We start from the raw sequence: 11,143 nt of genomic DNA, 5'->3' as shown, positions 1-11,143 counted from the left end.
TTTTGGTTTGTGTGACAACTTCACCATAATCCCTCTCAGGGAGGGGAGTCCATACATCTACAGTGATTTGGGTTAGTCATTATTTTGGTTGGGTCATTGTAGGGGCGGGGTTTATCCCCGCCCGTCAGATGGACATAACAGCCGTTAGTGTCTGGAATTTATGTTGCTGCTTTGCGGGCGACCATAAAGGTCGCCCCTACATTTACGCCTCGCTGCAAAGGGGCGTTTTTTATTTGTGTTGCTCTTTTGTCATAGCACTAGAGCACCTAAGATAAGTCACTTTAGATAGCTTTTAAGTTCTTCCTATGGCGCTCCAACTTATCTCCCCCAACCAATGGCAAACTCAGGCCTGGAAAAATGGCGGTGGCATTACTCATCAACTCGCCCGTTCTGACGACGATATCGGCATGCGCTGGCGTGTATCCATCGCCGAAGTCACCAGTGACGGTGCTTTTTCCCGCTTTGAACAAACCGACCGCATTATTATGCTGCTGCAAGGTAGAGGCTTTTGTCTGCATGGTGCTGAAGATCAGCCCTTAGTGTTGGATAAAGCCTTGCTGCCTTTTGCTTTTGCCGGCGAAACCGCCATTGACTGCACTTTAATAGAAGGGCCAGTGCGGGATTTTAATCTGATGACCAGGCGCGTTGATGTAAAAGCCAGCTTGCAGGTACTGTCTGTAACTGAACCTTTATCTTTAACTCTTGCCAGTGAATCTTTGTTATATCTGGCGTCTGGTGAGCTTCAGGTAAGTTTCAAAGAGCAGAGTTATCAATTGGATGCAGGGCAAAGCTTGTTATGCACTGATGAGGTAGGGGAGTTGCAGATGAAAGCTGGTGTGGAGCCATGTCATTTGGTGTGGATCTGTATTCACCAACGACCTCTTTTACAAGCCAGACAAGGCGCGTAACATAAAGACACTGATGTTAGAAAGGATTTACCTATGAGCAAACAACATTCCCCGGGTTTTCTGGCTGTAGTCGACGATGCCAAAAGTAGAGTGAAAGAGCTGACTATTGCTGATTTACACAAGTTTCCAACCCCTTATGTGCTGGTGGATGTGCGGGAAGATTTAGAGTGGCTGGCCGGGCATTTGCCTGCTGCTATTCATTTGGGTAAAGGCGTGATTGAGCGCGACGTGGAAAATGCAGTGCAGGATAAAAAGCAAACGCTGATTTTGTATTGTGGTGGTGGTTTTCGTTCGGCATTAGCGGCCGATATGCTGCAGAAAATGGGCTATCAGGATGTCTGGAGTTTAGCGGGTGGTTATACAGCCTGGGTCAATGCTGGTTTGCCTTTGACTAAGCCGCAGATTTGATGAATGAAGAGGGACGGGATAAACCCGTCCCCAACAGGGATATTTATTTCAGCAGAGCTTCTGTTAAATGTGGGCGCATGCCTTTTAACATGGCACCTAATACTTTTGGACTGCCAGCAACAATGTTGCCGCTGCGCAGGTAGTTGTTACCACCAGCGAAGTCACTGATTAAGCCACCGGCTTCACGTAAGATCAGCTCGCCTGCAGCAAAATCCCACGGCTTTAAACCAATTTCCCAGAAACCATCAAAACGGCCTGCTGCGACATAACATAAATCCAGCGCTGCTGAACCAGTGCGACGCACGTCTGCGGCCTGAGTCATCAGAGTTTTAAAAGTTTCGGTGTACGCGTCTAAATGGTGTTTGTGTTTAAATGGGAAACCTGTCGCCAGAATAGCGCCGCTTAATTCAGGTAAATTGGTGGTACGGATACGACGGCCATTGAGCTGAGCGCCTGCACCACGGGATGCTGTGAATACTTCACCACGTAATGGGTCAAAAACCACGGCTTGATCCAGTTTGCCCTGATGACGCAAAGCTATGGATACAGCAAAGTGAGGAATGCCTTTGATAAAGTTGGTGGTGCCATCAAGAGGGTCGATGATCCACTGGTAATCGCTATTGTTGTTGCCATATTCGCCGTTCTCTTCACCGATAATATCGTGATCCGGGAATGACTTACGTAAAACATGCACTATGGCCTGTTCTGCTTCTTTATCGATGTTGGTCACAAAGTCATTGGTGCCTTTCTGAGTCGTCTGAACTAAGTCCATCTGACCACAAGCTTTAGCGATGACATTACCTGCGCTGCGGGCAGCACGAATTGCGATGTTTAACATCGGATGCATAACGATTACCTTATTGTATAAAGAACAGTCAAAAGAGCGGCGCGTATTGTAGCCGCTGAGAAGAAAAAGTAAAGCGAATTCAGGGCCTGTGTTTTTGTAGTTTGCGCTGAAGGGTTCGTCTGTGCATGGCAAGTGCTTTGGCGGTCTGGGAGATATTGCCCTGATGTTGTTCCAGAACCCGTTGAATATGCTCCCATTCCAGCTGATCTGTCGATAAAACATCGGCTTCAGTTGCTGCCGTTTGGCTCACTTGGCCACTTAAAGCCTGAGTTAAAGTTGCGAAATCCACAGGCTTGGTCAGGTAGTCGTCTGCTCCGGCTTTTACTGCTTGCACTGCTGTGGCTATGCTGGCGTAGCCCGTTAGTAATACGATGCGACATAACGGCAGTTGTTGTCGTAACGGCGCCACATAATCCAGACCAGAGACAGTACCAAAACGTAAATCCAGCAGGTAACAGTCGGCCTGTTCTGCCACTAATAAGTCCGGGGTTACTGCCTCGTTATAGCATTTTACCTGATGGCCCAAGCCTTCCAGTCGACGACACAAAGTGCGTGTTAAAGTGACATCATCGTCCAGTAGCACCAGTTTCATTGTGCTTTATTACCAAAATAAATACGGGTTAACACGCCGCCATCGGTGCAGTTGCTGCGCTCGACTGTACCACCCAGACTGTCGATGGACACATTCGCGAGGAATTGGCCCAAACCTAAACCTTGTTCACTTGGTTGTGGCTTTTTGCCCAGTTGCGCCAGCTCTTTTTCTGATAAACCAGGGCCATAATCGCGAATTTGTAACTCCAGCTGGCCCTGCTTCTGTTGCATGGTCAGGCTTAATTTAGGCTCTTTGTTGGCTAAGCTGGCGTCAGCTGCGTTATCCAGAATATTAAACAAAGCAGCCGCCAGGCTGATGCTATCCGTCACTGTTAAAGGCGATTGATCGCTTGCGAAGTATTGCTCCATGCTGATTTCAGGCCGGCTCACCAGCCACAGCTGAACGCTGTGCTCAATAGCGTTATACAAAGGCTGGGATTGTACCTCACCTTTACGCAGTTGCTGGGCGTTGCTGCGAAGTTTTTGCACTATCTGCTGACAGAGTTGCAGTTGCTGGCGCAGATCGGCAGCTAAAGCGGCGTCTTGTTGTTGCTCTGTCAGCTCGTCGGTCAGCAGCACCAGATTTTGCAGTGGCGTGGCTAAGTCATGAGCTGCATTAGCGGCATAGGTGGCCACAGCCAGTATTTGCTCATGCTGCAGTTGTTTTTGTTGCAGTTTGTTTAACTGTGCTGAAGTGCTGCGAATACGCTGGGTTTGGGCGCTGATAAACCAGCTGACGATAAAAGCGCTAAAGCTAAAAGCCCACCACATCTGGCTGATATGTTGGCTAAAAGGTTCTATGCCCGCTGGCTCAGCACTATGATGCTGGTGCATGGCATGCACATCTGTGCTGAGTGGAACTTGCAGTAGCAGGCTGTAACAGCCAATAGCCAGTATCGCCATCAGGTAGCTGGGAATTGCAGAAAATAACACCGCAGTAACAGCCACAGGCAGCAGTAATATGGCGACAAAGCCATTGCTGGCGCCTCCTGTCATCGCCAGCAGCGCTGTGATCATAAAGAGATCAATCAAGATGCTGATGGCAATAAAACGTTGTTCTGAGCCTTGCTGACCACGCCAGAGTTTAAGGCTGATATTGGTAAAGCAATGTACTGCAATGACAAAACACAGCAGGCTCCAGCTATGGATAGGGTACTCCAACAGATAACCTATCAGGCTGGCCAGAAGTTCTAAGGCAATCAAGACCCAGCGAAAACGCTGCAGTTGCTGAATGGGGTGAGCCGGGCTGGTATCTTTGCGGGCAAATATGCTGTTCATAGCGTCTCAAAAAAAAGCGGCTGCAAAGCAGCCGTTGCAAAAAACTGACAGCCCAGATTATAGGAGTGGGAACACCTTGTCATCTGGTGGAAGTCGGGATCATTGTCTGCTGCTTGTCTGTACTGCGCAATGTGGCAAAGTGTCGCAGTTGGTTTGTTGGGCTGCTCAATTGGCCAAGAACCCAGTTGGCAATTACCCAGTTGATTGCCACTCGATACGGGCGGGGATAAACCCCGCCCCTACAATAACCAATCCAAAATAATGACCAACCCAAAATACTGTAGGGGCGACCTTTATGGTCGCCCGCGATGCAACAACATCAGTTTCAGACATCAACGCCTGTTATGGCCACCGAACGGGCGGGGATAAACCCCGCCCCTACAATGACTAATCCAAAATAATGACCAACCCGAAATACTGTAGGGGCGACCTTTATGGTCGCCCGCGATGCAGCAACATCAATTTCAGACAGCAACGCCTGTTATGGCCACCGAACGGGCGGGGATAAACCCCGCCCCTACAATTTATTACCCAAATAACAGCAGGGGCAACGGAAGCCCGTGGGATTTATTGTAGGGGCGACCTTTAGGGTCGCCCGCGACGCCGTCAACAAAGCTGCGGCGTCAATTACAAAGGGGAAAGTCATATATCTGTAATAGGTTCGCTATAGTCTGCCAGCATTTTCTGCACTAAAGGTGAAATTGATGAAAGCTGTACTTTATCTGATGCGCCACGCGACGGCAGATGTGCGAACTTCGCTGGTGGATGAAGCCGACCGTTGTCTGAATGAAAAGGGCAGATTACAGGCGCGCCGTGTGGCCGCTTTTATGCAAAAACAGGGTTTATTGCCCGATCGGATTTTTTGTAGCCCACAAACCAAAGCTGTGCAAACGGCCGCTTTGGTGCGCAAAGATTCTGGTGTCAAAACCGCTGTTGAAGAATGGCACTGCTTATTGCCAGCAGTTTCTGCCATTGAAATTAAAGAATATTTAATCAGTCAGTTGCAGGACAATGAAGCTGTGTTGTTGGTAGGGCATGAACCTGAACTGGCGTCGCTGGTGAATGAATTATTGGGGCTGGATAAAGCTTTTCTTGAGCTGAAAAAAGCCTCTTTAACTTGTCTTGAACTGGACTCCGAATCAACAGTGCCTGTGCGGCTGGCCTGGTCTGTGCCTGCAAAATTTATGTGAAACTTGTAAGGTATTTTTTAGCTGAATTGCAGCGCAAATGAACACTGGCTTGAATTCCCTGAGCGAAGCAGATATAACATCATTTGTATACTTTTTGTAATATTAGGGATTTGTATGTATAGGGATTGTTTCACTCGACGAGTCTTTGGCCTTTGCCTTCTTTTAGTTGTTGTTACTGCCTGCAGCCGCAATGCAGTTGTGCCTCAAAGGATGCTCGAAGCAAGATATGCCCATGCGGCAGTTGAGGATGGGAAAAGGATTTTTATCCTTGCAGGGTCTAACGACTCTGGGTTTTTGTCAGATGTTGAAGTTTATGATCCCGTGACAGGACAACTCGAACAATGGAAAGACAAACTTATTCCTCGTCGCTATTTTTCAGCGGTATGGGATGGGAAGGAATCAATTTATATTTTGGGTGGCGTCTCAATGTCCGGTGCTGGTGCTGGTTTGGAAACGCGAGTTGAAGTATTAAATACCAAAACGGGCGATGTGACCTTTGCCGCTAATTTACCAATGCCTACCCGAAGCAATACTGCAGTACTGGCTAATGGCAGGATTTTTGTGTTTGGTGGCTCACTGATTATGCGTACTCATTTGGTGCCAACTGCTACAGTGGCTGTGTATGATTTATCTAAACAGCAGTGGCTGAGGGCTGAAGATATGCCGATGGCAAAAGATACCAGGGCGGTGGTAAAAGACGATTGGATTTATCTGGTGGGTGGCTATGACCATAAGAGGGCGCTCAGATCATTTGAACGTTTTAATCCAACAACCAATGAATGGCAAATGCTGCCTGATTTGCCAATAGCACTCAGTGCTCATTCTGTCACAGTGAAGCAAAATAAATTACTGGTGTTTGGTGATTACGAACAGATGGCCTCAACTTATAGTTATGATTTTAACAAAGCACAGTGGCAAAAATTGGACTTAGGCTACGAGGCAAGCCGACATAATGCAGCTGTCACTTTGGGACAGCAAGTGTACGTCTTTGGCGGTACTACAGGTCAAAGCGGACCTTTTCTTGATTACATTCAAAAATTCAGACTTTAGTGCAATGGGGCAATCTCTACCTGTCAGAGCATGCCCCCTCTTTTATTTTTGTAGTGCACTGATGTGCAGAAAGCAGGGATGTTTGAGCTAAGCTATATTGAATTGAGAATGATTCTCGTTTAATCTGTGCAGCCTTGTTGTTGCTCAGAGGCTATTATGTTGTCTTCACCTGCTACCTTAACTCTTTCTGTTGTTACTGTACTTATGTTTCCTGGTTATGCCCAGACGCTGGATAAACAGCAATCTGAAAAAGAGTTAGAGGTGATAGAGGTCAAAGGCCGCGCCCAGACGCTATACCGGGCTGGACAAAGCAGTGTAGGCACCAGAACAGATACAGATTTAGAACTGGTGCCTCAGAGCATTCAGGTGTTACCCGAAGCCCTGATCCGCGATCAGGCTGCCCGTCAGGTCACAGATTTATACCGCAGTATGAGTGGCGTCAGTGCTTTTAGTTATTCAGGTGTGACTTTCCGTGGTTTCCGTCAGGATGAAATTTTATACGACGGTGTAAGAGGCGATCCTTTTAATGGTTTTGCTGTGCCGCAGTTGTTTAATGTGCAGGAAGTGCAACTACTCAAAGGCAGCAGTGGTGCTTTATATGGCAGCAGCGCACCAGGTGGCTTAATTAACTACGTCACTAAAAAGCCACAACGAAGCAGTAAAAACCAGCTAGAGTTTGCGTTAGGCAATGATAGTTATTGGCAAGGCTCGTTGGAATTGAGTGGCCCTTTAACAGAACAGCAAGCCTATCGTTTTGGCTATTATCGCGATTCTGAGCAGCCTTTTCGCTGGAATACCAAAGTTGAAAACGACATTCTGGACTTGGGTTATCTGATTGATCTGACCGACAGCACCAGCCTGACCCTGCAATACAATACAGTGACTCAGGATTATCAGGGCGCCCGGTTACGGGGTGTACCTACAGATGATCAGGGCAACTTCCTCGGCGACAGAGCCTGGAACCATAACGAAGCGACAGATTTCCAGTCACTGGACGCTGATGTCTGGCAGCTTCGGGCCGATCATGAATTTAATAGCAACTGGCGCACCGACCTGACCTGGCGTCGTTATGAAAATACTGAATTACAAAACTACCATGAACCTTTTTGTAGCTTTGATACAGATGGCGATGGCGTCGTAGATTATTGCCGCCGTCAGTTCAGGGATCAACGCCGTGAAAATACTGCAAACAGTGTGACCTGGAACAATATTGTTGAATTCAGCACCGCAGGCTTTAACCATCAATTGCTGATAGGCGCTGATACCATGACCCAGGACTCCTACTTTTTGGGCCGCAATGTAGCGCCGATAGAGCAGGGCGGTAAAGCTACGGGAATCAGCCTGATCAACCCTGTGTATGGCCTGACCTCAGCTGCTGATTATGATATTGACAGTATTAGGTCCACTCCAACAGATACCACTGCAGTACGTCAGGGGGTTTATCTGCAGGATCAGCTGGATTTAACTTCAAGCTGGAATCTGTTGCTGGGTGTACGCTGGGATAGTTTTGAAGATAAAAACAATATAGCGTCGTCACAAGTGGATGGCAGTGACAGCTCCTGGCGTATAGGTTCTACTTACCAGTTGACGGACTGGGTACGTTTGTATGCACTCAAAGGCACAGGCTTTAGCCCTCAGGCCAGCACCTCCCAGCTGCCTGAAGTGGGTGGCCCTTTTGACGCTGAACAGTCCAGCATTATCGAGGCTGGTGCACGTTTCTCTTTACTCAATGATGCAATACGCCTGAATCTGGCCACTTATGAAATGATCAGAAATAACATATTGCAAACTGATCCTCGTGGTGATGTGGCTGGTGATGGCCGTGATGATTTAATTGCCTTGGGTGAGGTAAAAAGTAAAGGGCTGGAACTGGATTTATTGGGCGATTTAACCGACTCCTGGGTGCTGAATGTTAACTATGCCTATAACGATACCCGTATTATCGAGAGCACCAGTGCTATCACCAATGCTGTGGGTGACAAGTTCGCCAATGCGCCACAACATCAGATTGGGATCTGGAGCCGGTATGAACTGGAAGGCATCAATTCAGCCATAGCTGCTGGTATGGATTATGTCAGTGACCAGATAAGTATGGATGGTCAGCTTGTGAAATCTCACACAGTCTTTGATATGAGCTGGCAAACTCACTGGCAGCAGTGGTTGTTTCAAGCCAACGTGAAAAACCTGTTTGATAAAACCTATGCGACATCTGGTTTTATTCAGCGCACTGGGCATTTTCCCGGTGAACCACGCCGGTTCATAGTGACCGCCAGTTATCAGTTCTAAGTTGGCTATGACTGCTAAAAGCTGGTTTAAGTTGCACTCTTTTGCAGGTTTTGCCTTTGGCCTGCTGCTGTTACTGGTGTGCTTCACAGGCACGCTAGCTGTGGTTAGCCATGAAATTCAGTACCTGGCCGATCAAAAATACCGGGCTTTGTCTGAACGCCAAGGCCCAGTGCCCTGGCAGGTTTTGGAGCAGAACTTAGCCAAAGCTTATCCGGATTATCAAATCAGTAACCTCAATGTACCGGAGCAGTGGTATCTGGCAGGTAGCGTCAGTTTGAATAAAGGCTCAGAGTTTTTATTTGTCTATTTTGATCCCGCTTCCGGTGCCTTAACAGGCGAAGGCCAGTGGGGCACTGTGTCGCGGTTTTTACGCAATCTTCATATGTACCTGTCGCTTGGGCCTACAGGCAAAATTGTGGTCACCAGTTTAAGTTTTTTACTGCTGATTATCCTGGTCAGCAGTTTTTATGTGTACCGGCAGTGGTGGCGTAAAGGCTTTCAGCTGCCTTCGGCTACTAAAGTATCGAGCCGTACTTTTTGGTCCGATTGGCATAAATGGACAGGCATCTGGTGTTGGGGTTTTATTCTGCTGATGTTTTTAACAGGCCTTTGGTACTTCACCGAACATTTCTTACTGAAGTTTAAGGTGGAACATTATCCAAATGCGCCGAAGCTGGAGCTGGTTACAGCACAATATCAAGCCTTGTCTTTAACCGAATTAATGCAGGCCGCGCAAAAGGCCAGGCCAGAGCTGGACATCAGAGCGCTGAATTATCCGCTGTCGGAGAGAAATGCAGTAGTGGTGGTTGGTCAGGACAATAGCCTGCTGGTCAGGGACAGAGCCAACAGAATTTATCTGAACCCGGTGACGGCACAAGTGATTCAGATTCAGCGCGCTGCCGATTTAAAAGCTTTGGCTTATATAGCTGATATGGCCGATCCGCTGCATTTTGGTAACTTTGCCGGCTTGGGTGTCAAGCTGCTGTATTTTGTATTTGGGCTGGGTTTTACTTTTTTAGTCGCAGGTGGAATTTGGATGCACTGGTTGCGTACCAAAAGACAACAACCACAACTTATTCGCTGGTTAGGCTGGAGCGGGGGCCTTTCATCCGTTTTAGTGATCGCCGCTTTAGTGGTCACTTCAGTGCAGTTTTCACAGCGTGAAGTAGAAAACTTACCTTTGTCGCCCCAGCTTGGCGCGTTGCACTAGTTGATTGGTTTTGCTAATGATGGGCAAGGGGATGAGCCACCGTAGTTAACTGCTTTATTCAGTTTACCTCGAGCGTAAGCACCTTCGTTATAAGTCCAGAGGGCTAATCCCATCCCCATAAACCCTGAATTTTTATAATTCATGCGCCCGGTGTTGTTTACTTTTGCTCTTTGTATTGATTTAAAAGCGGGGCAAGGCGTAAGACTTAACCCGTGTGTTATGGAGCGCATTAGTTCTAGCTAGTTTTAATTGAAAAACAGGGACAAGGTTTAAGACTTGCCCCTTAAGTACTCTAATATATTACGAATCTAAGTTAGCAGTTTTACAAAAGTTGATTGGCGTTAAAAGTTGCTCTCCTCGCGCTCTGAACAAATATTCCAGAACTTCATAGTCTGTATCTGTATTGCGACAGGCAAGCTGAGCTCCCCGTAAGTAAACTTTTTCATTCACTAACGGAGTTAATTTTTTTATTGCTGCAAAATTTGCGACAGCCACAGCCTCTTCAAAGGCGGAACGCCCCCAATATTGGGGTTCATTCGGATTTGCACCTAATAACAAGTAAAAGCTCATCCTAAGATCCCGCATGGTCGAAGTGGAATACGATCCTGTTTTATCGGAGACTACAATCATATACAGCGCTAAACTTGGTTTTTTAAATACCTCTACGGTGCCATAAGCAAATCGTGTGATAAAAACAGTCCAAAATATACAGCCGAGAACTAGTGATATTTTTCTCATGATTAATCCAGGCAACCTTGCGCCATAAAAGTATCGTTTCGTTTTAGGTCGCCATTCGGACCGAATAACTTATACTCAATCCCATATCGCCCATCTACGCTAAAAAGAGTTGTCTGCAGTACATCATCATGGTGTGCTTGCACGCCTCCCATGTCTCCGAGCATACTATATCCTCCAAGAGCAAATGATGAGACGCTCAATCCCGTAGCTAGTCCTCCAGTTGCAGTAAAAGAGATCGCTGATAAAGCCATTGCACCTCCCCCAACCCTGAAATTGTTATAGTTATAATTAAAACCATTGTATTGTGGGGTTCTGGTTTTAGACAAAACCTCCGCTTGCTGTGAGAAGGTATTAACTTGTGGAGTTGGCTGTTGGCTGGAGTTACATTCACATAATCCAAGTCGATCAACTTTTGTTACAGGATTCCCACCTACATAACCATAAGTATTCAACCCACCCGCCAAACCAATAGGGTCACTCTGCAAATAGCGCCCTAAAGTCGCGTCATAATCCCTGAAATAGTTATACCAGCTGGCTTTTTCTGCATCCCAATACTGGCCAGGGAATCCTATGTTGAAATCACCAATACTTGTGCTTAACACAGAACGGTCAAAAGCCTCCAACTTAGCCCGCCAGA

11 protein-coding genes are annotated in these 11,143 nt (G+C 47.1%); 6 read left to right on the top strand and 5 right to left on the bottom strand.

Annotation, left to right across the window (positions count from 1 at the left end; translation table 11 throughout):
* Positions 1-305 precede the first annotated feature (305 nt).
* Together EMM73_RS19420 and EMM73_RS19415 are read left to right on the top strand one after the other, a co-directional pair.
* Complete coding sequence (locus tag EMM73_RS19420) at positions 306-908, top strand: HutD/Ves family protein (protein WP_127688420.1); 603 nt, start codon at positions 306-308, stop codon at positions 906-908.
* Positions 909-941: 33 nt separating this feature from the next.
* Positions 942-1,316, top strand: coding sequence for a rhodanese-like domain-containing protein (locus tag EMM73_RS19415; protein WP_127688419.1), 375 nt, complete (start codon positions 942-944; stop codon positions 1,314-1,316).
* Between the two features lie 43 nt (positions 1,317-1,359).
* Here the strand turns inward: EMM73_RS19415 and suhB are convergent, their stop codons facing one another.
* The 3 genes from suhB to EMM73_RS19400 form a co-directional block, all read right to left on the bottom strand.
* On the bottom strand, positions 1,360-2,163 hold the full coding sequence (gene suhB, locus EMM73_RS19410) for an inositol-1-monophosphatase (protein WP_127688418.1): 804 nt from the start codon (positions 2,161-2,163) through the stop codon (positions 1,360-1,362).
* A 79-nt stretch (positions 2,164-2,242) separates the two neighbouring features.
* On the bottom strand, positions 2,243-2,755 hold the full coding sequence (locus EMM73_RS19405) for a response regulator transcription factor (protein ID WP_127688417.1): 513 nt from the start codon (positions 2,753-2,755) through the stop codon (positions 2,243-2,245).
* Positions 2,752-4,032: an ATP-binding protein gene (locus EMM73_RS19400; RefSeq protein WP_127688416.1), complete on the bottom strand. Its 1,281-nt coding sequence runs from the start codon at positions 4,030-4,032 to the stop codon at positions 2,752-2,754. The genes EMM73_RS19405 and EMM73_RS19400 overlap by 4 nt, the downstream gene beginning before the upstream one ends.
* 704 nt (positions 4,033-4,736) lie before the next feature.
* Here EMM73_RS19400 and sixA point away from each other — a divergent pair.
* From sixA to EMM73_RS19380, 4 genes are all read left to right on the top strand, one after another.
* Positions 4,737-5,222: a phosphohistidine phosphatase SixA gene (gene sixA, locus EMM73_RS19395; protein ID WP_127688415.1), complete on the top strand. Its 486-nt coding sequence runs from the start codon at positions 4,737-4,739 to the stop codon at positions 5,220-5,222.
* Positions 5,223-5,336: 114 nt separating this feature from the next.
* Positions 5,337-6,272 carry a Kelch repeat-containing protein gene (locus EMM73_RS19390; protein ID WP_127688414.1) on the top strand — a complete coding sequence of 312 codons (936 nt, stop codon included), beginning with the start codon at positions 5,337-5,339 and terminating at the stop codon, positions 6,270-6,272.
* A gap of 156 nt (positions 6,273-6,428) precedes the next feature.
* Positions 6,429-8,558: a TonB-dependent siderophore receptor gene (locus EMM73_RS19385; protein ID WP_127688413.1), complete on the top strand. Its 2,130-nt coding sequence runs from the start codon at positions 6,429-6,431 to the stop codon at positions 8,556-8,558.
* Between the two features lie 7 nt (positions 8,559-8,565).
* On the top strand, positions 8,566-9,768 hold the full coding sequence (locus EMM73_RS19380) for a PepSY-associated TM helix domain-containing protein (RefSeq protein ID WP_127688412.1): 1,203 nt from the start codon (positions 8,566-8,568) through the stop codon (positions 9,766-9,768).
* Between the two features lie 300 nt (positions 9,769-10,068).
* Here EMM73_RS19380 and EMM73_RS19375 read toward each other — a convergent pair whose 3' ends face one another.
* Together EMM73_RS19375 and EMM73_RS20425 are read right to left on the bottom strand one after the other, a co-directional pair.
* A complete protein-coding gene (locus EMM73_RS19375) occupies positions 10,069-10,506 on the bottom strand; it encodes a hypothetical protein (RefSeq protein WP_127688411.1) in 438 nt (145 codons plus the stop codon).
* A gap of 2 nt (positions 10,507-10,508) precedes the next feature.
* Positions 10,509-11,143: RHS repeat-associated core domain-containing protein (locus tag EMM73_RS20425; RefSeq protein WP_261373503.1), on the bottom strand; the 635-nt coding region annotated here is incomplete at its 5' end.

The organism is Rheinheimera sediminis, assembly GCF_004005375.1.
In the GTDB taxonomy this organism is placed as follows: domain Bacteria; phylum Pseudomonadota; class Gammaproteobacteria; order Enterobacterales; family Alteromonadaceae; genus Pararheinheimera.
Note: the sequence above shows the minus strand (reverse complement) of the source record. Positions and strands in the feature narration are given on the sequence as shown.

Coding starts and splice junctions, on each gene's coding strand:
- EMM73_RS19420 (WP_127688420.1), top strand. CDS start 306: ATGGCGCTCCAACTTATCTCCCCCAACCAATGGCAAACTCAGGCCTGG.
- EMM73_RS19415 (WP_127688419.1), top strand. CDS start 942: ATGAGCAAACAACATTCCCCGGGTTTTCTGGCTGTAGTCGACGATGCC.
- suhB (WP_127688418.1), bottom strand. CDS start 2,163: ATGCATCCGATGTTAAACATCGCAATTCGTGCTGCCCGCAGCGCAGGT.
- EMM73_RS19405 (WP_127688417.1), bottom strand. CDS start 2,755: ATGAAACTGGTGCTACTGGACGATGATGTCACTTTAACACGCACTTTG.
- EMM73_RS19400 (WP_127688416.1), bottom strand. CDS start 4,032: ATGAACAGCATATTTGCCCGCAAAGATACCAGCCCGGCTCACCCCATT.
- sixA (WP_127688415.1), top strand. CDS start 4,737: ATGAAAGCTGTACTTTATCTGATGCGCCACGCGACGGCAGATGTGCGA.
- EMM73_RS19390 (WP_127688414.1), top strand. CDS start 5,337: ATGTATAGGGATTGTTTCACTCGACGAGTCTTTGGCCTTTGCCTTCTT.
- EMM73_RS19385 (WP_127688413.1), top strand. CDS start 6,429: ATGTTGTCTTCACCTGCTACCTTAACTCTTTCTGTTGTTACTGTACTT.
- EMM73_RS19380 (WP_127688412.1), top strand. CDS start 8,566: ATGACTGCTAAAAGCTGGTTTAAGTTGCACTCTTTTGCAGGTTTTGCC.
- EMM73_RS19375 (WP_127688411.1), bottom strand. CDS start 10,506: ATGAGAAAAATATCACTAGTTCTCGGCTGTATATTTTGGACTGTTTTT.